This is a genomic window from Pseudomonas sp. CFBP2511, from assembly GCF_030209255.1.
In the GTDB taxonomy this organism is placed as follows: Bacteria; Pseudomonadota; Gammaproteobacteria; order Pseudomonadales; family Pseudomonadaceae; genus Aquipseudomonas; species Aquipseudomonas avellanae.
Map to the genome: position 1 here is coordinate 232,560 of NZ_JARVSI010000015.1, position 23,208 is coordinate 255,767.

The following is a 23,208-nucleotide window of genomic DNA, read 5'->3' on the forward strand; positions in this document are numbered from 1 at the left end:
GCCGATTTTACTGCCGGTTCCCGGCAGTTCGCGGACAAGTCCGCTCCCACGAAAACCGAGAGATCGTGGGCAAGCGAAGCGTCGCCCGATCCGCTACCACGCAGTACCCGGCGCGTCGCTGATTACTCCTCGCCCGTTTCCACTATCGCAGGCTCGCCAATCGTGTAGAAATGCCCGCCTGCGATGTAGTGCAGGCTACGCCATTTCGGATCGGCTTTTTCGAATTGCCAATGCCCGTCGTTGAACACGCGGTTATCCGCCCAAGCACCGACCACTTCGCCAATGAACAGGTCGTAGGTCTGTTCATTGTGCGGCTCGGGGATGACTTTGCAGATCAGCCAGGCGGAGCATCCGGCCACCAGCGGGGTGTGGTGATCCTCAATGCGAAACAGATCCACATTGGCCTTGTCCAGCTTGTCGGGGGTAAACACCTTGCTTTGGGTGCCGACGTCGAAGGTCATCTGCAATTGATCCAGATTGGGCACCTGCAGCGCAAAGTAACCGCTTTTTTCCACCAGCCCACGGGTCTTGGTGATCTTGTCGATCACCAGCGTCACTTTGGGCGGCGAGAAGTCCAGCGCGCAAGCCCAGGCCGCAGCCATGACGTTATGGGTGCCTTCATGACTGGAGGACACCAGCACGGTCGGGCCATGGTTGAGCAATCGGTAGGCCTTTTCCAGCTCGACCGGACGAATGTGATTGTCCACTTGTTACCCTCGGAAAACATGGTTCGTGCCGCTACCGGCAAGGCAGCGAAATAAGGCATTGTGCGTGCGCCACGCCATACTGCATTGTGCAGCGGCAGGCAGACTGCACAACCCTGCCCCCACCCACGCATAAGGTTTCGGATTGAGCAGCATAGACAGCCAGATACCCAAAGTGTTCGCCCTGGTCCTCGCCGCAGGCCGCAGCAGGCGTTTTGACGGTGATAAACGAAAGGCGCTGCTGCCCTGCGGGCGCACCTTGCTGACGGCCAGCCTGGAAACGGCCGGCAAGGTATTTACCGAAACAGGCGTCGTCCTGCGCGAGGACGATGAGGTTCAGACACTGGGCATTCCGTCGAAAGTGACGATTATTCGCTGCAAACACGCAGATCTGGGCATGGGCCATAGCCTTGCAGCCGGCATTGCCGCAGCGCTGAATTCATCCGCCGACGCAGTGGCCATTCTGCTCGCGGACATGCCGTGGATTGAGCCGCAGACCCTGCGCGATCTGGCCAGACTGGCTGACCCACAGCGCATCGCCCTGCCGATGCATGAAGGGCAGCGCGGTCATCCGGTGATCATCGGACGACGGTTCTGGCCCCGATTGCTGGCACTTGAGGGCGACCAGGGCGCGAAGGCCCTGATCACGAAAAACCCCGCATTTTGCGACGTCATGAACTGCGACGACCCCGGCGTGCTGCGCGATGCAGACACCCGGTCAGCGTTGGCAATCGCTTGCCGGCAACACCTTACAGCCGGGCGCGACTGACGCCGTTGGCGACCCGCAGGATATCGGCCATCACCGCGATGGCGATCTCCGCAGGTGTCTTGCTGCCCAGGTTCAGGCCGATGGGTGCATGAATTCGCTCCAGCACCTCGCTGTCTAGCCCGCCGATTCTGGCCAGGCGCTCGATACGCTTGCTACTGGTGCGCATCGAACCCATCGCGCCGATGTAAAACGCCTCGGTGCGTACAGCCTCAAGCATGCTCAAGTCATCCAGTTTCGGGTCATGAGTCAAGGCCAGTACCGCCGTCGAACTGTGACAGCCGCCCTCGGCGATGAATACCGCAGGCAATACCCCGCGCACTTCAACGCCCGGCATCGAAAATCCTGCCGTAACCTCGACACGCGGGTCACAGACGATCACCTCATAGCCCATCGCGACGGCAAAGCTGGCGCAGAACTCGGCGACCGGCGACAACCCGGCCAGCAGCACGCGATACACCGCCCCCATGCGAATGCTGATGCGCTCGCCGTCTACCTGCACCCGCGCCTCGCCCAGCGTGGCAGGCCCGATGTCTCTCAGCCCACCGCCCAACTGCACTTCCCGGCTTACCAGCTCACGCCCGGCAAGCGCCTGTTCGATAGCCGCCAGATGCGCGTCGGCGTCCAGGCTCGGCGCGATGAACTCGATCAGGACATCCAGTACCCCACCGCAAGGCAAGTCGCGCGTGGGTGCAAACCCGCCATCGCCGTAGCGAACCACCTGATTGAGCGGCTGAAACTGCCCGGCAGCCACACGCTCGAGAAAATCTTCCTCTACACAGCCGCCAGACAGCGAACCACGATGCTCGCCGCTGCCGAGCGCCACCAGCATGGCCCCCGGTCCACGCGGGGCCGAGCCGAACGTGGAGAGCACCGTGCACAGCCAGACCGGTTTGCCACCGGCCAGCCAGTCCCGTGCCTGTTGTACAACCTGCAAGTCGAGCTGTTTCATCGTTACAACCCTGCCATCAGTTTTTCCTTGGTGATGGGAAGACTGCGCACCCGTTTGCCAGTTGCGTGATAGACAGCGTTGGCCACCGCAGCGGCCAGCCCGGTCACACCGATTTCTCCAATGCCCCGCGCGCCGAACTCGCCCAGGTTGTAGTCGGGGTAATCGAGCAGCATGACGTCGATGTCCGGCTGATCCGCATGCACCGGCACCACGTACTCGGCGTAGTTGTTATTGATCGGCATGCCGCTGCGCGGGTCGTATTCACCGGCTTCGAACAGTGCCATGCCAATGCCCATGACAATCGCGCCCTCGACCTGATTGCGCGCCGCCAGCGGGTTGATCACCTTGCCCACATCAATGGCGCTGACCACCCGCGACACGCGCAGGCTGGAAATACCCGGATCCCAGCGCACCTCCACAAAATGCACGCCAAACGAACGGAAAGAATACTTGCCCGCTTCAGGCATACCGCTCTGGAAGTTGCCCTCGGCGCGGGACAGGCGCTGCCCCTTCAGAACATCGACGAAGCTGGCGCGCTGTTCACCCATCACCAGTTGCCCGTTCTCGACCTTGATTGACTCGGGGTCCTGCCCGGCAAACACGGCATCCTTGCTGATGGCGTACTGACGCAGCTTCTGCAACGCTTCACGCGTGGCCCCGGCAATGGCCGGCATCACGCTGGCGGTCACCCACGAACCACCCGAAACAGGGCCTGGCGGAAAGGATGAGCTGCCCAATTCCACTTCGACACGCTCAATCGGGATGCCGGTCAATTCGCTGACGGCCTGGGCGACGATGGTGTAGGTTCCGGTGCCAATGTCCTGCAAGCCACATTGCGCCAGCGCCGTGCCGTCGGAACGCAGGACCACCCGCGCATCGGTCGGCACTTGATGGGCTTCCCAGCTACACGCGCCCATGCCGTAACCGATGATTTCATCGCCTTCGCGCATAGAGCCCACAGCGGCCTTGCGCGCCTGCCAGCCGAAACGCTCGGCAGCCTTGTCGATGGCCTCCGGCAAGTGGTTGCTGGACCACGGCAAGCCGACGCTCTGATCCTTGTCGGACAGATTAAGCTTACGAAACGCCAGCGGGTCCATGCCGCTGGCCAGGGCCATTTCGTCAATGGCCGACTCCAGCGCAAACAAGCCAGGTGCCGCGCCCGGCGCACGCATCGACGTGGGTGTGCCACGGTTGATCGGGCTGATCTTGTGGCTGACCATTACGTTTTCGCACGAATACAGGCTTTTGGTCACGCCACCGCAGTTTTCGGTGTAATCATCGAGCATCGAGGTGTTGTTCAGCGACTCATGACGAATCGACGTCAGCTTGCCGCTGGCATCGGTAGCCAGGCGCAGGCGCTGACGGGTTTCGGGGCGATGGCCCACCGTGGTGAACATCTGCGCACGCGGCAGCACCAATTGCACCGGGCGACCAGTGACCTGGGCAGCCGCACAGGCGGCCACCGAGTGCGGCCACGGCCACAGCTTGCCGCCGAAGCCTGAGCCGATGAACGGTGCCCGCACTTCCACCCGATCGGGCGACAGGTCAAACACGTTGGCCAGCAGGTTGCGGTGGTTGACCACCCCTTGGGTGCTTTCGTAGACGAAAAGTTTGCCGTCCTGCCACCATGCGGTGCTGGCGTGCATTTCCATCGGGTTATGCACTTCAACCGGCGTGGTATAGGTCTGATCGACTTTCACTTTTGCGCTCTGGAACGCGCCGTCCGGGTTGCCACGGTTGTGGCCGGCGCCGCCATCACGGGTGCCGTTCACGCGCAGGCCTTCCTGCAGGTCCTTGACGGCCGGACGCTGGTCGTAATCGACCGTCACGCGATGGGCAGCCGCCCTCGCCTGCTCGAAACTTTCAGCCACCACCAGTGCCACAAACTGGCCGGGGTAGTACACCTTGTCGTCCTCGAACGGCAGCCTGTGCTCGTCAGCCTTGCTGGCCGAGAGCATTTTGGCAAAGCTCAGCTTGGTGTTCGGGGTGCGGTGCAGGGTGGGAAAGTTGCCGTGGTGAAAGATGTCCACCACGCCGGGCATCGCCTTCGCCTGCTGATCGTTGATGGCAACCACGCGGCCATTGGCAATCGTGCTGTAGACGCCATAGGCATAGAGCATCTTGTCCATGGCGTGATCAGCCGCGTAGCGCGCCTGACCACTGACTTTCTGGCCGCCGTCGATGCGACGCTGCGGTTTGCCGATGATGTTGTCGCTCATGAGAAATTCCTAGGCCGTGAGGTCACGAAGATTGCGGACGATGACCTGCTGACCCAGCGGGATCTTGAAGGCGTTGTGTTCGTAGGCACGGGAGCCCTTCATCGCTTGCGCTGCGACCTGAGCGAAGGTGCCCATGTCGGCGCGCTGGCCGATCAAGGCGCGCTCGGCCTCAACGGCCCGCCACGGCTTGGTGCCCACGCCACCCAGCGCGATACGCGCATCGGTAATGCGCTTGCCGTCCATCACCACAATCACTGCACTCGACGCCAGCGCGAACTGGTAAGACGTGCGGTCGCGCAGTTTCAGATAGGAAGAGCGACTGCCTGCCAGCGGTGCATCCAGGGTCACATGAGTGACCAGTTCGTGGGCCGCCAGTGCGTGTTCGCGTTGCGGGGAATCACCCGGCAACAGGTGAAAGTCGGCAAACGGGATATCCCGCGAGCCGTTGACGCCCTGAACGGTAACCTGCGCACCGATGGCCGCCATGCCCACACACATGTCCGAGGGGTGCGTCGCAATGCAGTGATCACTGGTGCCCAGCACCGCATGCACGCTGCGGTTCAGGCCGCCGATGGCTGCGCAGCCTGAACCGGGCTGGCGCTTGTTGCAGGCCGAGACATTGTCGCGAAAATACGGGCAACGCACGCGCTGCAGGAGGTTACCCGCGGTGGTGGCCTTATTGCGTAACTGGGTCGAGGCGCCCGCCAGAATCGCTTCGGACAATACCGGGTAACGCTGCTGTACCAGCGGGTGGCTGGCCAGGTCAGTGTTGCTGACCAGCGCACCGATACGCAGACGCCCATCAGGCAGCGATTCGACCTGTTTCAGCGCCAGGTGGTTGATGTCCACCAGTTGCTCGGGCTGCATGACGTCCAGCTTGAACAGGTCCAGCAGCGTGGTGCCGCCTGCCAGATAGAAACGCTGACCCTGACCCGACGCCGTGCTGAAAGCCTGTGCGGGCGACGCGGCCCGTGAATAATCGAACGTGCGCATCAGACTGCTCCCATCTTCGAGCGCGCCGACTGCACGGCCGACAGAATATTCTTGTAGGCACCGCAGCGGCAGATGTTGCCGCTCATGGCCTCCCTCACGCTGGCATCATCGGACCCAAGATTGGGATCCTTGAGAATCGCGACTGCGCTCATGATCTGCCCCGAAGTGCAGTAGCCGCACTGGTAAGCATCGTGTTCCCAGAAGGCTTCCTGAACCGGATGCAGCTTGCCGTTCTCGGCCAGACCTTCGATGGTAGTAATGCTGTCGCCCTGATGCTGCACCGCGATGGACAGGCACGAGTTGATCGCCACGCCGTTGACCAGCAACGTGCAGGCACCGCACTGGCCGTGATCGCAGCCTTTCTTGGTGCCGGTCAGTTGCAGGCGGTCACGCAGTACATCGAGCAGTACTGCATTGGCCGGAACGTTCAGGGTATGCACCTGGCCGTTGACCTTCAGCTGAATACGGTGCTCTCCGGCGGCGGGTGCGTCGCGGTCTTCCACAACCGGCAGCACCGGTGCAACGGGCGCTGCCTGAAGCATGCCGTCGGAAGGTATCCAGGTGGAAAGCGTGGCTGCAGCAATGCCTGAAGCGCCAAACTTGAGAAAATTTCGGCGCGATGGCTGCACGGCACGGTCGTCCACAGCAGCATCCTTGTGCTTCTTGGGTTCACTCATCAGGGTCACTCGGTATTAGCCGACGCTGCTATAAAGCGACGGACGTTATGGTGTGGTCAGCGGCCCGGACCTGAACCGTATGCTTACAAGCCGCTCGCTGACACGTTGCTGTCGTCGGCAATAAGAACCAAAACGCTATCACCGGTAACTGTTTAACTGGCGAGCGCGGCTAAAGTTCCAACTCATTGACGGGGTACCTGTGTCCAGAGATTGCATCCTCTGTACACGACAGCCGACTGTTGACCCTAACAGCCGGCAGGAGCCTTGATTAGCCGCGCGCACCCACAAGCCCTTGTGAACCAGGCTCATGAATGCCATTGATTGGGATCAAGTTCGGGAAGATTTCATGGGTGATTCCGTCAGACGGGCTAAAGACTGGGGGCGAAATGACGATACAGACAGCGGCTAGATCAACCTTGAAGCGTCTAAATCAGGGCATTCAAGCCTGATTTGATGATGGCATCTCGCAACGGGGGTGCACATTATGCGAAAATGCCGCGTCTTTGCCGATACGGCACCGTGGGTGTGGCGCAGCATGCGTGCATAAATGACGCGTCAAACGTGCCTCCACGCCCCAATGCGGCGTCTCAGACTCCGTGAACAGGCTGACAAGGCGTGTCTGCAGCAGCTCCAAGGGTAACGATTCCCGGTGCAGCGCAGTATGCCAATAGAGCAAATGTCACTCATGACGCTGAATCCAATGATGATAAGAAGTCAGCGCAGCAGGACATAAATTGAGGTCTCGAGCGGTATTATATTGGCCTTGTATGTCCACCTCTAGTCCCTTTGGGTGCGAGCGTTTGTCGCATGCTTCGATGCGTGTGAAAGACCTGATCCTGAGGAACAGTCGGCGGATGGCGTTTATCAAATGGATGGCAGAATGTTTAAAAAAGTGAATACGGCCCTTTTGGGTATGGCCATTTCCATGGGCTTGATGCCTGTGCAGGCGGCTGAAACCAAGAAAGTCGACGTACTGCTCGTCGGCGGCGGCATCATGAGTGCAACCCTGGCGGTCTGGCTCAACGAGCTGGAGCCAAGCTGGTCGATGGAAATGGTCGAGCGCCTCGATGGCGTCGCCGAAGAAAGCTCCAACGGCTGGAACAACGCCGGTACCGGTCACTCGGCACTGGCCGAACTGAACTACACCCCGGAAGACAAGAACGGCAACGTTGATATCTCCAAGGCTATCGAGATTAACGAAGCGTTCCAGATTTCCCGTCAGTTCTGGTCCTGGCAGGTCAAGACCGGCGTTCTGAAGAACCCGCGTTCGTTCATCAACTCCACACCGCACATGAGTTTCGTGTGGGGTGACAACAACATCCAGTTCCTGCGCAAGCGCTACGCAGCCCTGCAAGCCAGCCCGCTGTTCAGCGGCATGCAGTACTCCGAAGACCACGAGCAGATAAAGAAGTGGGTCCCGTTGATGATGGAAGGTCGTGACCCGGCGCAGAAGCTGGCCGTGACCTGGAGCCCGATCGGCACCGACGTCAACTTCGGCGAGATCACCCGTCAGTTCGTCGGCAACCTCAAAACCAAGTCCAACTTCAACCTGCAGTTGTCGAGCGAAGTCGAAGACATCACTCATAACGACGACGGCACCTGGCGCGTCAAGTACAAAAACCTGAAAGACGGCACCACCACCGAAACCGACACCAAGTTCCTGTTCATCGGCGCCGGCGGTGCTGCTCTGCATCTGTTGCAAGAGTCGGGCATCCCGGAAGCCAAGGAATACGGCGGCTTCCCGGTTGGCGGTTCGTGGCTCGTCACCGAGAACCAGGACCTCGCCATGCAACACATGGGCAAGGCCTACGGCATCGCGTCGACCGGTGCCCCGCCCATGTCGGTTCCCCACCTGGATACCCGTGTTCTGGATGGCAAGCGCGTGATCCTGTTTGGCCCGTTCGCGACCTTCTCGACGAAGTTCCTGAAAAACGGTTCGTACTTCGATCTGCTGACCAGCACCACCACGCACAACGTGTGGCCGATGACCCGCGTCGGTATCGAACAGTACCCGCTGATCGAATACCTGGCCGGTCAGGTGATGATGTCTGACGACGATCGCTTCGCTGCTCTGCAACAGTACTTCCCGAACGCCAAGAAAGAAGACTGGCGTCTGATGCAGGCTGGTCAGCGCGTGCAGATCATCAAGCGTGACGAAGAAAAAGGCGGCGTTCTGAAGCTGGGTACCGAAATCGTTGCTTCCAAGGACGGCTCCATTGCCGGTCTGCTGGGCGCATCGCCAGGTGCTTCGACTGCCGCGCCGATCATGCTCGGCGTGCTTGAGAAGGTCTTCAAGGACAAGGTAGCGACCCCGGCCTGGCAGGAAAAACTGCGTCAAATCGTGCCTAGCTACGGCACCAAGCTGAACAACAACCCGGATCGCGTTGCCGAGGAATGGGCCTACACCGCCGAAGTCCTGCAACTGACTCCACCACCGCCGGTAAACAAGACAGGCACGGCTCCAACGCCTGCTGCCCAGCCAGCGAAAAGCAATCCAGCCAGTGACATGGCGCTTTAAGGCTTTCAACGCTTGAAGCAGAGCCCCGCCAGACCTTGTCTGGCGGGGCTTTTTTGTATCTGCGGTATACCATCCGCAAAAGTCAGTTAAAACCACGCATCTCCCCGGCACCTGTTATGGTGGCCAGCTTCCTTCGATCTCTGGCTTGCATCAGCAGAGCGCATTATCCAGGTCTCCACGCCGCACCTTCGCGGCAACCTCGCATTTTCTTGCGCTGTCAATCTGGGCCGCTAGCTGCCCGAAGCTTCGCTGTGGCTGACGAAAACCTCTCCAAATTCCTCGTACTGCATGACAAATGCATTGTGTGGCAACTGCAGCGGCTGGCTGTTTCCGGGTGAAATATCAGATGGAGTTGATGCATATGATCGAGCACACACTGGACGCGAATCCCGATGCAGCGCTTGAAGCAGCGCTTGCTGAATGTGCACGTGAGCCGATCCGGATCCCTGGCGCGATTCAGCCTCATGGCGTCTTGCTCAGCGTCGCAGGTGATCCGCTTTGCATTGAACAGGTCAGCGCCAATTGCGCGAAGAGTCTTGGCCTGGAAAGCGCCGAGTTGCTGGGCCAACCCCTGTCGATCCTGCTGTCAGCGGCACATTCAATGCTCATCAATCAGGCGTACAGCCAGCCTGCGATGCCCAACAGCGATCCGATACGACTGACGGTGAGGGCCGTGGATTACAATGCGTCGCTGAGCCGTGCCGGGGATGTACTGATTATCGAGCTGGAGGCCTTTGTCGAAGCCGCTCAGGACCAGTCCAGAATCATCACTCGTGTATTGCGCAACCTGCAGGCCGCCACAACCCTGGAGACGCTGTTCGATATCGGCGTGCACGAGATTCAGGCGCTCACCGGTTACGACCGGGTCATGATTTACCGGTTCGAGCCCGAGGGTCATGGCAAGGTCGTTGCCCAGGCACTTACCGGCCCCCTGCCCAGCTACAGCGGCCTGAACTTCCCGGGCTCCGACATTCCCGCCCAGGCGCGAGAACTGTATCGCCTGAACTGGATTCGGCTCATTCCCGATGCCACCTACGTTCCTGTGGCCTTGATACCGACGTTGCGACCCGCGACCGGGCAACCGCTGGACTTGAGCCTCTCGACACTGCGCAGCGTGTCTCCTGTTCACTGCGAGTACCTGAAAAACATGGGCGTGCGCTCATCCATGAGTATCTCGCTACTGGACGGCGGCGAGCTGTGGGGGCTGATTACCTGCAGCCATCCCGAGCCGCTGCTGGTGTCCAGAGAACTGCGCGATGCCTGCGCTATGATCGGCCAACTGTTGTCAGTAAAGATTTCCGCAATCGTCGCCACTCATATTCAGCGCGAGCGCGAAGAAAAAGTCGTCCTGCTCGGGCAACTGGCGGATGCCATGAACCGCGCCGACCATGAAATTCTCCACGGTCTGGTAAGCCGTCCACAGCTGCTTCAGGCCCTGACGCAGGCCGATGGTGCCGCCGTGCTGATTGACGACCAGGTTCATCTGTTCGGTCAATGCCCCACCTCCGAGGAGGTTCGAGCCCTTTACCAGTGGATTCGTGACACCGGCCTCACCCGCCAACGGTCCAAAGAGCGTGCCACGGGCCTGCAAGGGCTGGGCGTGTTTCACACTGACTCGATGCAAAGAGAACGCCCCGAGAGCGCCGCCTACCGCGAGACTGCCAGCGGGGTCATTGCCTTCACGCTGCCCAAGCAGGTCGACAATGCCATCATGTGGTTTCGCTCCCAGCTTGCCTCCACCATGAACTGGAGCGGCAATCCGGCGCATCATGTCAGCACCCGCGCGGCAGGCTCGGCAAGCCATCGCCTGCGTCCACGGCAATCGTTCGATGTCTGGAAGCAGGAAGTCACCGGCATCGCCCGCCCCTGGTCGCGGGCAGATCTTTATGGCGCCGAAGATATTCGCCGTTCAGCCCTGGAAAGTGACCTGGAACGCCAGGTGCAGCGCGAGCAGGAAGCGGTTCGCTTGCGTGACGAACTGGTTGCGGTGGTTTCCCACGACCTGCGCAACCCGATGTCTATCATCATCATGCAATGCGGCATGATGCAACGCTGGGCGGTCGACGACACGAACTTTGAAAACCGCAACATCCGTCGCGCCCTGGGCACCATCGAGAAAGCCACAACGCGCATGAACAGCCTGCTGGAGGATCTGCTCGACACCGCGCAGATCGAGGCTGGCCGTTATCAGTTGTCGCGCCTTGCATTGAGTGTCACCAGCCTGCTTGAAGAAGCCTGCAGCCTGCTGGTCATGCTGACGACCGAGAAGAATATCGAGCTCAATTGCACCTCTGCGCAGGGCCTGGTGATCGACGCGGACCCGGAACGGATCTTTCAGGTGCTGTCCAATCTGGTTGGCAATGCCATCAAGTTCACCCCCAAAGGCGGTCGAATCAATATCGACGCAGTGGCCGATGGTGACGACGTGCTGTTCAGGGTCAGTGATGACGGGATCGGCATTCCGGCGCAACACCTGCCCTATATTTTTCAGCGGTATTGGTCAGTGAAAGAAGGCAACCCGCGTGGCAACGGCCTGGGGCTGTACATCTGCCAGGGCATTATCACCGCTCACGGCGGGCGTTTATGGGCCGATAGCTCGCTTGATTCAGGCAGTGTGTTTTCCTTCACGCTGCCCATGCACCAAGGGCAGGACACGATTGGCGAGTCGACCTTCCTGAAACAGAGCGGCACCACACACCGCCTGGCGCAATCGATTTCCAGCAAGCTGGAGCGTCAGCAACTGGAAGATCGCCTGACCCGCGCGGGGTTGTTGAACGAGTTGAATCACCGGGTCAAAAATACGCTGGCAACCGTTCAGGCTATCGCTTCTCTTACGGTAAACAGCTCGACCTCACTCGATTCCTTTCGCAAAAGCTTCGATGCACGCCTGTTTGCACTGAGTCAGGCGCACGATGCGCTGGCGCGCGCAGAGTGGATGTCCACCGAGCTGGCCGATCTGCTGGCACAGCTGCAAGACGTGAACGGCGGGCAGCACCGGATTACCTTCACAGGAGACCCGGTCAGACTCGAACCGCGGATTTCCCTGACGCTTTCAATGGTGCTTCACGAACTGATGGCCAATGCATTGCAACATGGCGCGCTTTCCTCGCCTGCAGGTCAGGTGACGGTGGCGTCCACCTTGAACAGTCATCACAACCCGCCCACGTTGAGTATCGACTGGCTGGAAACAGAAGGCCCGCCGGTCGTTGCGAGCACCGTAAAAGGCTTTGGCCTGCGTTTGATACGCCGCAGTATCGAGCGCGAACTCAAAGGCAAGGTCGACATCAAGTTCGCCAGTACAGGTGTCAGTTGGTCAATGCTGATCCCGTGGCCAGAAAAGCCGGAAAGCAGTCTATGAATTCAAATGCAGACAACCAGCGCCCGGCCCAACGGGTGTTGCTGGTGGAAGACGAGACGATGCTCGCGATGCTGATGGAAATGATGCTCGAAGACCTGGGTTTCGCCACGGCCTATCACGCCAGCACGCTGGACGACGGCATCGAATACGCCCGCCATTGCGACTACGACCTCGCCATACTGGACATCAACATCATCGGCGGTAATTCGTTTCCGATCGCCGCCGCTATCGCCCATCGCGGCATCCCCTTCATGTTTTGCTCGGGGTACGGGCGCCTGGGGATACCCGACGTATGGATCGACCAGCGCTGCGTTGCCAAACCGTTCAGCGCCGAGCAACTGGACAAGGCACTGAGCGAGTTGCTCAACGTGTGAGCACCGCAGTTTTGCGGTGGCGATTGTCGATCAACATGGCGATCAGAACCGTGGAGCCCATCACGTAGCCATGCCCGAGCGTGCGGTCCATGAAGTCCGACATCGTGGTGCCAGCAGTGCTGGTTGAAAGAATGACCAGCCAGTAAAGCACCGGGTGACAATAAAAACCTGATCAAGACCAGACTAGAGGCAAGCCGCCCGCTGCAGGCGGCTTTCTGGTTGATCAGGGCGCGCCGAACAGCATTGTCCAGTAAATACCGTATTCGGTGTCGCTGCCCGTCGCGTACGCCGCGCCCACTTCGGTGAACATCGGGTTCATCAGATTTGCGCAGTGTCCTGGGCTGGCCAGCCAGCTGGCCATGGCTTTGCTCGCAGAACTCTGCCCTGCAGCGATGTTTTCCCCAATCTGCCGTCCGCCATAGCCCGCCGCGCGTGCACGATCGGCGGGTGAATCGTTATCGAAGCCACGATGGGTGAAGTAGTTTTCGCTGGCCATCGACTGGCTGTGTCCCTGCGCGGCCATTTCCAGTGTGGTGTTCCAGGTCAGCGGGCGAGCCGACGGAAAAGGTCGTTTGCCACACATACGCGGCTTGGCCCGCGCAGCATTGACCTGCGCCAGCAACAGTCGGCCAGCAGAACGCGCATCTTCCAGCTTGCTGCTGTCGATCAACGGCTTGGCCAGCACCACACGCCAATCGGCTCCCTCCTGAGTAATGCCGATGTCAGCGTATTGCGGGTCGAGCAAAGCGCTGCAGTAGCGGCTTTTGAGGATGCCGAACGCTTCGCTTGCGCTCTGCGCACCGACCAGCCGAAGGGTCCGCACCGTCACCGCCTGGTAACCCGAGGTCTTGAGCGCATCGCGAGAACTGCCGGAAAAATCGATTGGCAAGGCCACGTTCGCCTTGAGCACCAACGGCCTGGAGGCCTTGGGCGTGTTTGCTTCACAACGCTGCGGCTGAGCACGATAGTCGTTGATCGACTCGACCAGCTGTCGCTCGCCACCGGCACTGGCGGCGCCGGCAAGCGGTGCCAGCAGCGCGACAAGAGGCCAGGAAAGAAAACGCAATTGAGGCATTAGGGGCTGGCTCTGGAGGGATGGTAACCGCTGTGCGCCTTGATTTTCAGGGCCCGAATAGGACCCTGAAAAGCGCACAAGGTTCATGCCTTCTTTCTGGCTGTGAGCCACCCGACTCGCTATCGGGGGCGAGCAGCCCGCGCCTCGGGTTTGGCCAGCTCGGCACGGCACGCCGCGACTTCGTTGAACGAAGGCAGCCAGAGATAGACTGCCCCTGCCACGCAGGCCACCAGCGCAAGCTGTGCGGTAAGAAAGTAAATCCAGCTACGTTTGTCGAGCGCCTTGGCTGAAGCGTTGTAGAGCCTGGCAGCCCTAATCGCCGCAGCGTCTGCTTCATCGAACTTTTCGCAGAGCAGCTTGGCCGCTTTGGTAGAGGTGCGGTCCACTGAGCTGTCGATACTCTCTGTGACGGTGCCTTCCAGCTTGCTTAGCCTTTGCTCGAAGCCCTTTTCAAGCGCTCTCAATGATTCGACAGTTTTATGGGAAGCTTCCTGATCTTCTTTGGCGGCTTCGAGTATCTTCTGTGCAGCGCCAAAGATCAGCTCAAAATTCCGGTCGTGATCCACTGTCTGGTTTTCTCTGTTCATCATCGCTCCATGACCTTTTTGCTCAGCTTGTGTACAGGTCCTTTACGCTCGAGTTCCGGCATTTGCCTTTGCAGCTCGATGGACCGGTCAAAATTCTTGCTGTGTTCGATCCACTGGCCGTGCGGCAGGTTCAATTCCATCAAATCGCGCAACGCGGCGAAATGCAGCCCGCCGCCACTGCCCGCGATGAGCACCAGACCGGCCGTACCGATGTCTTCCGGCCCTTGAGCCAGCCTGACAAGGTCCAGATAATCTCGCTCGTTCTGGCTGACCTCGGCCGTAACGCCCTGCAAAATCCCCTTAGCCAGCTCCTGTATGAAGTCCTGAAACCTCTCGGGCGTCTTGGGTCTCAGACGATGACCCTCACCGAGGGCATCAAGATAAGGTTCTATCCGGGCCTTGAGCGCAGCCTCCGGCACAGGCGCAGTTTCGATGTACCAATGCACCCTGCGTGATACGTCAGGCAGGCTGGGTAATTGCTCGAGTCGCTGCGACAGAACCTGGCGCAGGAAGGCGTGGCGGTTTTGTTCTTTCGTGGATTTGTTGGCTTCGGTCTTGAACTCGATCAGCCTGACCGTTCCCGGAAACGCCATCAGCACATCACCCAGCCTTTTGTCATCGGGGGTCTGCTGGAGCAGATTGACCATACTGGGCAACTGTCCCGATTTAAGCTGCGCGCCAAGGGCGAACCCTAATCCATAGAGAAAATTCCCGATGACGACGTTCTCGTAGAGCTTCATTTCACATCCCGTGTGAGAGTAACGGCTTGGTTCGCAAAACTTGCCTCCAGGCAACGGCAGGCATCAGCACCCGTCAGCCTTTCGCCAGACCGACGCTGCGAGTTCCAGCCCGTCGATGATCAGCTTCAGGCCGAACCTGAACTCCTCCTCCACCGAAACACCGGGCAGATGGCGTCCGGCGGTGGCAATCGCCGGGTATTCGCTGGCATCGAGTGCGGCAAAAAACTCGACCAGTTCCTCGCCTTCCGCAGCCTCGCTTGAGGCGCTTGAGTGTTGTTGTATGGCAAAACCCAGTACGTAGTGGGCGACCGACGTGTAGGCACGGGCAGCCAGTTCGGCAGGGAAGCCGTTGGCCAGAAACAGCGCAATACCCTGCTCGCGGCGCTTGAGCCCGTTAGGCCCGATGGGTATCTGCGACACCAGCAACGGCAAGATACCCGGATGCCTGCGCAACACGCCATAAAGGCGCTCGGCCCCGGATGCGCAGGCCTTTTGCCAGGAATATCCTTCGCTGCCCTGCCCTTGCGGTACGAGTTCAACCGCCTCGGGCTGATCCGCAAGCAGTTCGCCCAGCACGCTATCGACCACGTAAATCAGTATCTCGTCCTTGCTGGCGAAATGCCGATAGAGCGTCGCCGTCCCGGACCCAAGGCGCTCGGCAAGCATGCGCATATTGAATGCCTGCGCACCCACCTCATCGACCGCTTCAAGTGCCGTGGCAACAATCCGCTCGACTGACACGGAAGGACGACCCCGCCCTGCGCTTTTTTCCACGCGGGGTGCGCGATTCATCCACCAGCGAGGGCTCCCGGGAACGGCTTGGCACTTCAGGTCTTCAGTCATGCGCAGATTATAAGCCCAACATGAGCGCTTACGGCTAGCCCCGTTTTGCCGCCAACGCTGTCGCCGTTCGTCTGTTTTCCCGCTTGGCGAGGTATCTGATTCGTTGACAGAAACAATTTATGGATACATCGTATCCGAAATAAAAAATAAACGATCAGCCGCTGGAAGTGGCTCCCACACATGCGGAGTTCAGATGCGTCAGAAGACGATATTTTCTCCAGGCAGGCACCTTCAAAATGCATACATACCCACCTGTTGAGCAGGACATTTGCGACGTTCTGATTATCGGCTCCGGACCCACCGGCCTGACCCTTGCCTGCGACCTGTCCCGGCGCGGTATCAACGTCAGAATCATTGAAAAAGCGGCGGCGCCGTTCAATGGTTCTCGCGGCAAAGGTATACAGCCGCGCACTCTGGAAGTGTTCGATAGCCTTGGCGTCGCAGCGCCTCTATTGCGCGCCGGGCAGCTGTATCCGCCGATGAAGTTTCATGTTTCGTTCCTGAGCATCAAATGGAACATGATGAAGTACCAGAAACAGGCAGCAGATATCCCCTACCCGAACGCATGGCTGGTGCCGCAATGGCGCACCGAGCAGGTGTTGCGTGACCGACTGGCAGAACTGGACATTCAGGTCGAATGGGCAACTGAAGCCTGCGACATCAAACAGAATGCCGAAGGTGTCACTGTGCAGCTCGATTGCCAAGGGCAGACTCGTACGGTGCACGCACGCTATCTGGTCGGCGCTGACGGTGGCAAAAGTTTCGTGCGCAAGCAACTGGGCGTTAACTTCGCAGGCGCGACGTCTCAGGAGGGCCGGATGATCGTCGGCGACCTGGAGGTGGACGGGCTTTCACGGGATGCATGGCATGTATGGCCAATGCGCAAAGGCGCGATGATCGGCCTGTGTCCAATGCCGCATTCAAACCTGTTCCAGCTGATGATGCGCCTGGACGCCGACGAACCCGTTCCGGAGCTGTCAGAGCACACCCTTCAGACCCGCTGGCTGGCAGCCACCGGCCAGAAGAAGATTCGCCTGCACGGCCCGACGTGGCTTTCAGTGTTCCGGCCCAATGTGCGCCTGGCCGAGCGCTATCGGGTCGAACGGGTGTTTCTCGCGGGCGACGCTGCCCATGTGCACACCCCCGCCGGCGCGCAAGGTCTCAATACCGGTGTGCAGGACGCCTGGAACCTGGGCTGGAAACTCGCAGCGGTGCTGGGGGGCGCGCCCGAGGCACTGCTCGACACCTACGAAGAGGAACGCAGACCGGTGGCGGCGGCAGTGCTGGAGTTGTCCAGCGAACTGTTCAATAACACCACCGGGGCAGGCATCCCCAAGTTCAGGCGTGGCGACAAGGAGCGGCAATTGTTGCTCAACTACCGCGGCAGGTCGCTTTCGCTGAACAGTACCGACAACGTCGACGGCAAGGTCCAGGCAGGCGACCGCGCACCCGATGCCACCTGCTCGCAGCAGCGCTGCGGGAGCACACAGCTGTTCGACGTCTTCCGGGGCGGGCACTTCACACTGTTGGCGTTTGGTGCGCATGCCATCGCTGCGACGCAAGCGTTCGACAGCCACGACAAGCACTGCCTGCGGACCTTTGCCGTGCGGCCCAAGCACATCGGTGATGACCGCGACGGTCTGGTTGATGAAGCCGGTCAGGCGTGCGAAGCCTATGGCGTGAGCGCTGAGGAAAACGTCATCTTTCTGGTACGTCCCGACGGGTATGTCGGTCTGGTGGCCGTGGGCGACTTTGTGGTGGCAATCAAGCGCTATCTGGCCAGGGTGACCGGCGCACCCGGCCAGATCACCGGCCGCGACATGCAAACGACACGCGCCATCGCACACTGATACACGCCAGAAAGATCACTCAGAGAGCCGCCGTCATGAAACACTTTTTCCTTCCCGCACTGACCGTTGTTGCTTTGCCTGCCCTGTCGTTGCCGTTCGCCCACGCTGAACCGGGCGATTTCAGCCTGGGCCTGGGCGCGGCAATCAGCGAAAGCCCTTATGCAGGCGTCGGCACACAGGTCAACCCGATTCCGTTGATTAAATATGAAGGCGAACGTTTTTACGTGAACGGCGTAACCGCGGGTTATCACCTGATCAACACCGAGTCGTTCTCCCTCGATGCCATTGTTGCCCTGCAGATGGACGGCATCGATCGTGACGACTTCGGTCGCCGCGAACTGGCCAGAAACGGCATCGACCGCGACCTGCTGGAAGACCGCGACAATGGCATCGACGCAGGCTTGGCCGCCAAACTGCGCGGCGCTGCCGGCCAGCTTGAAGGGGTCGCCAAAAACGACATCAGCGGTGCCAGCGATGGCTACTCGCTGAACCTTGAATACGCGTACCCCTTCACCTGGGGCAAAACCCGCTTCAAGCCCAACATCGGTGCCACCCATATGTCTGGCAACCTGGTGAATTACTACTACGGTACGCTGAAAGAAGAAGAGCAACGCGGCATTGCCCGGTACCGTCCAGGCAGCGCCACGGTGTCCTATGCCGGTCTCGGTTTTTCCCGGTCCATCGGCAAACAGTGGGAAGTCTCGGGCAACCTGCGCTACAGCGCACTGCCGGATGAACTGAGCGACAGCCCGCTGGTGGAGCGTGACACGGACAGTTCCACGTCGATGTTTATCGGCATATCAAGAAAGTTCTGATGCCCGGCGCCGCCTGTGTGGCCCTGAAGTCGACTCACCGCGAGCCCATCATGATCGAACGATCACTGAGTGTTTTAATCGTCGAAGACAATCTGGCGCTGGCCGCCAACATGTTCGACTACCTGGAAGCCTGCGGACATACGCTGGATGCGGCGCCCGACGGCAAATCCGCGATGCGTCTGATCAGCGAAAACCACTACGACGTCATCGTGCTGGACTGGATGATGCCGCGCATGGACGGCATCAGCCTCCTGCGTCACCTGCGCACCCAATTGCGCAATCCGGTGCCGGTGATGCTGCTGACCGCCAAGGACCAACTGGACGACAAGCTGCTGGGCTTTGAGTCGGGTGCGGACGATTACATCGTCAAACCGCTGGCCCTGCCTGAGCTGGAAATTCGTCTGCGGGTGCTGGCTGCCCGCCATCATCAGCGCTCGGATGTGCGGCAGGTGCTGGAAGTCGCCGATCTGTGCTTCGACCTGGGCACACAAACCATCATGCGCGGCGGTGTCCAACTGCCCTTTTCGCCGATCAGACGAACCCTGCTGGAGGTGCTGATGCGCAACTCGCCGCACGTTGTTACGCGCACGCAACTGGAGCTGCTCATCTGGGGCGACAGCGTGCCCGACGGCGACCTGTTGCGCTCGCACATGCATTTGCTCAGAAAGACCATCGATGGCGAGCGGATCGCCGAGCAAAAGCTGCTCCATACAGTAACGGGCATTGGCTTTCGCCTGTGCATGTGCGCATGATCAGTCTCCCTGGCCGCCGGGGCAGCCTGCATCGTCTGATCAGCGCAATTTTGCTGGGTTTCGGACTGTTGATGACCACCGGCCTGGCGACTCAGGGGTTCATGAGCCAGGAGCTCATCGATCACCCGATCTGGAAAGAATTGCTTGAAACCGCGACAGCCAATGCACTTGCAGACACGCCACAGCCCAAACCCCAGAAAGGCGACAGAATTCAGATATGGAAACTGTCGAACGACACCCACACTGATACTGCCGCGACCGGCATGCCGCTTTTTCTCGCATCACTTGCACCAGGTTTCTACAGCGAGGGCGATCTGGACCGTAGAGCTTCAGGCTTTTCCGACCCCGACTACGCCGTGCTGGTCACCTCGCTGGGCAAGGAACGTTTGGTAGCGGCCATCGACATCAGCGATCTGGAGCGGGAGCAGAACCTCATCGCAATCATCGGAGCGACTTTTCTGGTCATGAATCTGATGCTGATCATTGCCGTGATTGCCTGGCTGTACGTGCGCCTGCACCGCCCGGTTCAAGCGCTTGCGCTGGGCATGAAGCAACTCGACCCGGAACGCCTCTCGCAACGACTGCCGATGCACTATGAACAGGAAGAACTCAAGGACATTGCCTGGGGCATCAATGCACACCTGGAACGGGTCGAACAGTTCATGGCTCGTGAACGCGCCCTTCTCGATCAGGCCAGTCATGAGTTTCGCACGCCCATTGCGGTGATCAGCGGCGCGCTGGATGTGCTGGCCAGGCAAACGCTGCCAGCCTGTGCCGCGCCGCCGATCCAGCGCATGCGGGCAACCGTGGACAACCTGACCGAAATCATGGTCGCGCTGCTGTACCTGTCGCGCGAACCTGTGGCCTCAAGCCCCGACGACCCTGTCGAACTGGACCGTTTGTTGCCCGGCCTGATCAAGGATCACCAGCACTTGCTGGACGGCAAACCCGTGCAGTTTTCGGTGCACATCCACCAGACGCTCAGCCTGCGCGTGCCGGAGGCGATGTTGCGCATTGCCATCGGCAACCTGTTGCGCAATGCCGCCGAAAATACCTACGACGGAACAATTGCCGTGCGCCTCAAGGAAGGCGTGTTGAGCGTGACCGATTCGGGCGAAGGCTTCGACACTGCGCAAGCCTCCCGCCACTACCTGTCACTGTTGAGAAACTCGACCAGAGCAGGCACCGGAAAGGGCCTGGGGCTGTTTCTGGTGCGGCGCATCTGCGAGCGTTTTCAATGGAGGCTGACGCTGGAGTCAATGCCGACACTGGGCACCCGAGCGGGGCTGGATTTCCGGGTTCAGGCAGTGATGGGCGAGTGAGCCCAGTGTCGAATCCGCAGCGCCACACAGGCGCTGATCACGTACAGGCCGTAGGAGAGAAACCCGTGAATCCCCCCACGGACCAAGGTATCGGTGTCAGCGACGCTTCATCCGGTCAATGATCACCGCCAACAGCAGAATCGTGCCGCGAATCACGTACTGGTAGAAGGTATCGATGTTCTTCAGGTTCATCGCGTTCTCGATGATTGCCAGAATCAGCACGCCAGCGATCACATGACGAATCATGCCGATACCGCCACTTAGCGAGACCCCGCCCAGCACACAAGCCGAGATGATGGTCAGCTCAAAGCCCTGGCCGATCATCGGTTGGCCCGAGGTCATGCGGGAAGCCAGTACCACACCCGCCAACGCACCGATCAGGCCGTGTACTGCGAAGATGATGATCTTGGTGCGATCGACATGCACGCCCGCCAGCAGCGCGGCTTCCTGGTTACCGCCGATGGCCATCGTGTTGCGCCCGTAGGTGGTGTAGTTGAGCAACCAGCCGAAGAACATGAAGCAGGCGATGGTGATCAGAATAGGCACCGGCACGCCGTAGATCTGGCCATTGCCGAAGATGAAGAAGTCTTCGTTGGAAACACCGACGGCCTTGCCGTTGGAGAAGATATAGGCCAGCCCGCGCACGATCTGCATGGTAGCCAATGTCGCAATCAGCGCATTGATGCGCAGCTTGGCGATGACGATGCCGTTGATAAGGCCAACCACCAGCCCCAGCGCCAGAGCTGCCGACACACCGAGAAACACGCTGTCGGTGTCGCGAATGACGATACCGGCGATGACCCCGGAGCAGGCCAGCACCGAGCCCACCGACAGGTCGAAGTGCCCGGACGCCAGGCAGAACAACATGGTGCAGGCGGCAATGCCCACGGTAGAAATCGCCAGGCCAAGACCGCGCATGTTCAGCGGTGACATGAAGTTGTCGATAAACACGGCACACAGCAGGAAAATTCCCACGGCAGCCAGGAGCATCACCCAGTCATCGACAAAACGACGCAGGTTCATGCCCTGACGGGGAGCCTGAAGGCTGGATTCGGTAGACATACGCACCTCTTTTTTATTGTTCATGGTCAGGGGACCGTTTTTAGCCGCGCGTGCGTGGCAGAGCCAATTGCAGAAGTCGCGACTCGTCAGCCTCGTCGCGGTTGAGTTCACCGGTGATCGCGCCTTCGCTCATCACCAGAATGCGGTCGGAAATGCCCATGACTTCCATCAGGTCGCTGGACACCACGATCACGGCAATGCCATCGGCGGCCAATGTGTGAATGATCTCGTAGATCTCGGATTTGGCTCCGACATCGATCCCGCGGGTCGGCTCGTCCAGCAGCAGGACTTTCATCGGCATCGACAGCCAGCGACCGAGAATGGCTTTTTGCTGATTACCGCCGGACAGAAACATGATTTGCTGGTCAGGCGATGGCGTCTTGACGTTCATCGCCTTGATCTGAGTACGTGCGTTGTTCCGCTCCCAACTGCCCTGGATCAGGCAGCCGAGATTCACATGCCGGGGCCGCGCACCGATGTTGATGTTCTCCGCGACGCTGGACAGCGGCACGATGCCTTCTTTCTTGCGGTCTTCCGGGCAGAGCAGCACCCCGGCCGCAATGGCATCACGTGGCGACTTCAAAGTCAGCGGCTGACCGTCCAGTTGCAGGCTGCCGGCGGTACTGCGCGTCAGCCCGGAAAGAATGCGAAACAGCTCGGTACGACCTGCGCCCACCAGACCGAAAAAGCCCAGCACCTCGCCTTTCTGCACGGCGAAACTCACTGGCTCCTGCAAGCCCGGCCCCAACAGACCGGTGACCCGCAGGCTCGGCCCCTGATGCTGACGTGGACGATAGTTGTAGATGTCCTGAATATCGCGACCGACCATGCAAGTCACCAGCCGGTCGTGGTCCAGATCAGCCATCTGCTCGAAGGTTTTGACAAAGCGCCCGTCCTTGAAGACGGTCACGGCATCGCAGACCCGGAAGATTTCTTCCATACGATGCGACACATACAGAATCACCCGCCCCTCATCCCGCAGCCGCACGATGATCGCCATCAAACGGTCGATCTCGCGCGCCGACAGGCTGCTGGTGGGTTCGTCGAACGCGATGACATGAGCGTTGCGCGACATGGCCTTGGCGATTTCCACCAGTTGCCGCTGGCCCAGCGACAGGTCGCCCAAGCGCGTGCGCGGGTCGATCTCGTCGGCCAGACCTTTGAGCAGCTCACCGGCTCGACGGTACATGGCGCCACGATTGATCAAGCCGAAACGATTAGGCATGTGCCCGAGCAGCAGGTTCTCGGCGACGGTCATTTCCGGCACCAGATGCAGCTCCTGATGAATCACCGCCACACCCGCCGCGATACTCTCGGCGGTGGATTTGAATTGATAGCTGTGCTCACCGATCTGCAGGGTGCCGCTGTTGGGCTGATAAGAGCCGCCCAGAATCTTCAGCAGCGTGGATTTGCCTGCGCCGTTCTCCCCCATCAATGCGTGAACGCTGCCGGGACGCGCTTCGAAGCTGATGTCCGAAAGCGCCTTGACGCCGGGAAATACCTTGCCGATGCCGTTGAAGCGCAAGGCGCCGCCTGTGGCTGTTTGCTCGATAGCCTGTTGCATGAAACCAACCTCCTCGCACGTGTGAGGGGCCTGAAAA

The 23,208-nt window shown here is 59.9% G+C and carries 19 protein-coding genes and 1 pseudogene; 8 read left to right on the forward strand and 12 right to left on the reverse strand.

Features of this window, described 5'->3' with window-relative positions; all coding sequences use genetic code 11:
- Positions 1 to 122: 122 nt before the first annotated feature.
- Positions 123 to 707 carry a flavin reductase family protein gene (locus QRN38_RS12995; RefSeq protein WP_057418129.1) on the reverse strand — a complete coding sequence of 195 codons (585 nt, stop codon included), beginning with the start codon at positions 705 to 707 and terminating at the stop codon, positions 123 to 125.
- A 142-nt stretch (positions 708 to 849) separates the two neighbouring features.
- Between QRN38_RS12995 and QRN38_RS13000 the strand changes: the two genes are divergently transcribed.
- The gene (locus tag QRN38_RS13000; RefSeq protein ID WP_044389840.1) at positions 850 to 1,473 is read left to right on the forward strand and encodes a nucleotidyltransferase family protein; all 624 of its coding nucleotides are present in this window, start codon (positions 850 to 852) and stop codon (positions 1,471 to 1,473) included.
- Here the strand turns inward: QRN38_RS13000 and QRN38_RS13005 are convergent.
- From QRN38_RS13005 to QRN38_RS13020, 4 genes are read right to left on the reverse strand one after another with little or no spacing between them, the layout of a single operon-like run.
- The gene (locus QRN38_RS13005) at positions 1,454 to 2,422 is read right to left on the reverse strand and encodes an XdhC family protein (RefSeq protein ID WP_044389842.1); all 969 of its coding nucleotides are present in this window, start codon (positions 2,420 to 2,422) and stop codon (positions 1,454 to 1,456) included. The two genes, QRN38_RS13000 and QRN38_RS13005, sit on opposite strands and share 20 nt — an antisense overlap.
- A 2-nt stretch (positions 2,423 to 2,424) precedes the next feature.
- Entirely contained in the window at positions 2,425 to 4,641 is a 2,217-nt protein-coding gene (locus QRN38_RS13010) for a xanthine dehydrogenase family protein molybdopterin-binding subunit (protein ID WP_057418128.1), read from the reverse strand.
- A gap of 9 nt (positions 4,642 to 4,650) precedes the next feature.
- Positions 4,651 to 5,634, reverse strand: a complete 984-nt coding sequence (locus tag QRN38_RS13015; protein ID WP_057418127.1) for an FAD binding domain-containing protein — start codon at positions 5,632 to 5,634, stop codon at positions 4,651 to 4,653.
- Positions 5,634 to 6,311, reverse strand: a complete 678-nt coding sequence (locus QRN38_RS13020) for a (2Fe-2S)-binding protein (RefSeq protein WP_005762712.1) — start codon at positions 6,309 to 6,311, stop codon at positions 5,634 to 5,636. Before QRN38_RS13020 ends, QRN38_RS13015 begins: the two co-directional genes overlap by 1 nt.
- Positions 6,312 to 7,191: 880 nt before the next feature.
- On the opposite strand from QRN38_RS13020, the gene mqo reads away from it, so the two are divergent.
- The 3 genes from mqo to QRN38_RS13035 all read left to right on the forward strand — a co-directional run bounded on the left by mqo (position 7,192) and on the right by QRN38_RS13035 (position 12,561).
- Positions 7,192 to 8,829 carry a malate dehydrogenase (quinone) gene (gene mqo / locus QRN38_RS13025; RefSeq protein WP_007245991.1) on the forward strand — a complete coding sequence of 546 codons (1,638 nt, stop codon included), beginning with the start codon at positions 7,192 to 7,194 and terminating at the stop codon, positions 8,827 to 8,829.
- A gap of 361 nt (positions 8,830 to 9,190) precedes the next feature.
- Positions 9,191 to 12,187 carry an ATP-binding protein gene (locus QRN38_RS13030; protein ID WP_057418126.1) on the forward strand — a complete coding sequence of 999 codons (2,997 nt, stop codon included), beginning with the start codon at positions 9,191 to 9,193 and terminating at the stop codon, positions 12,185 to 12,187.
- Positions 12,184 to 12,561 carry a response regulator gene (locus tag QRN38_RS13035; RefSeq protein WP_057418125.1) on the forward strand — a complete coding sequence of 126 codons (378 nt, stop codon included), beginning with the start codon at positions 12,184 to 12,186 and terminating at the stop codon, positions 12,559 to 12,561. The genes QRN38_RS13030 and QRN38_RS13035 overlap by 4 nt, the downstream gene beginning before the upstream one ends.
- A 28-nt stretch (positions 12,562 to 12,589) precedes the next feature.
- Here the strand turns inward: QRN38_RS13035 and QRN38_RS13040 are convergent.
- From QRN38_RS13040 to QRN38_RS13060, 5 genes and pseudogenes are all read right to left on the reverse strand, one after another.
- A pseudogene (locus QRN38_RS13040) lies at positions 12,590 to 12,718 on the reverse strand (hypothetical protein); the annotation flags it as partial.
- A 66-nt stretch (positions 12,719 to 12,784) separates the two neighbouring features.
- A complete protein-coding gene (locus QRN38_RS13045) occupies positions 12,785 to 13,636 on the reverse strand; it encodes a CAP domain-containing protein (protein WP_057418124.1) in 852 nt (283 codons plus the stop codon).
- Between the two features lie 119 nt (positions 13,637 to 13,755).
- On the reverse strand, positions 13,756 to 14,223 hold the full coding sequence (locus tag QRN38_RS13050) for a hypothetical protein (protein WP_057418123.1): 468 nt from the start codon (positions 14,221 to 14,223) through the stop codon (positions 13,756 to 13,758).
- The gene (locus QRN38_RS13055; RefSeq protein WP_057418122.1) at positions 14,223 to 14,963 is read right to left on the reverse strand and encodes a hypothetical protein; all 741 of its coding nucleotides are present in this window, start codon (positions 14,961 to 14,963) and stop codon (positions 14,223 to 14,225) included. The genes QRN38_RS13050 and QRN38_RS13055 overlap by 1 nt, the downstream gene beginning before the upstream one ends.
- 63 nt (positions 14,964 to 15,026) lie before the next feature.
- Entirely contained in the window at positions 15,027 to 15,755 is a 729-nt protein-coding gene (locus tag QRN38_RS13060; protein WP_057418121.1) for a TetR/AcrR family transcriptional regulator, read from the reverse strand.
- Positions 15,756 to 16,042: 287 nt separating this feature from the next.
- On the opposite strand from QRN38_RS13060, the gene QRN38_RS13065 reads away from it, so the two are divergent.
- From QRN38_RS13065 to QRN38_RS13080, 4 genes are read left to right on the forward strand one after another with little or no spacing between them, the layout of a single operon-like run.
- Positions 16,043 to 17,656, forward strand: a complete 1,614-nt coding sequence (locus QRN38_RS13065; RefSeq protein ID WP_057418120.1) for an FAD-dependent oxidoreductase — start codon at positions 16,043 to 16,045, stop codon at positions 17,654 to 17,656.
- A 35-nt stretch (positions 17,657 to 17,691) separates the two neighbouring features.
- Positions 17,692 to 18,471 (forward strand): MipA/OmpV family protein, encoded by a 780-nt coding sequence (locus tag QRN38_RS13070; protein WP_057418119.1) that lies wholly within the window; start codon positions 17,692 to 17,694, stop codon positions 18,469 to 18,471.
- A gap of 50 nt (positions 18,472 to 18,521) precedes the next feature.
- On the forward strand, positions 18,522 to 19,223 hold the full coding sequence (locus tag QRN38_RS13075) for a response regulator transcription factor (protein WP_057415294.1): 702 nt from the start codon (positions 18,522 to 18,524) through the stop codon (positions 19,221 to 19,223).
- Positions 19,220 to 20,545, forward strand: a complete 1,326-nt coding sequence (locus tag QRN38_RS13080; RefSeq protein ID WP_057418118.1) for a sensor histidine kinase — start codon at positions 19,220 to 19,222, stop codon at positions 20,543 to 20,545. The genes QRN38_RS13075 and QRN38_RS13080 overlap by 4 nt, the downstream gene beginning before the upstream one ends.
- 96 nt (positions 20,546 to 20,641) lie before the next feature.
- Here QRN38_RS13080 and araH read toward each other — a convergent pair whose 3' ends face one another.
- Together araH and araG are read right to left on the reverse strand one after the other, a co-directional pair.
- On the reverse strand, positions 20,642 to 21,607 hold the full coding sequence (araH, locus tag QRN38_RS13085; RefSeq protein ID WP_003377005.1) for an L-arabinose ABC transporter permease AraH: 966 nt from the start codon (positions 21,605 to 21,607) through the stop codon (positions 20,642 to 20,644).
- A 40-nt stretch (positions 21,608 to 21,647) separates the two neighbouring features.
- A complete protein-coding gene (gene araG, locus QRN38_RS13090) occupies positions 21,648 to 23,171 on the reverse strand; it encodes an L-arabinose ABC transporter ATP-binding protein AraG (RefSeq protein WP_024668508.1) in 1,524 nt (507 codons plus the stop codon).
- Positions 23,172 to 23,208: the final 37 nt, after the last annotated feature.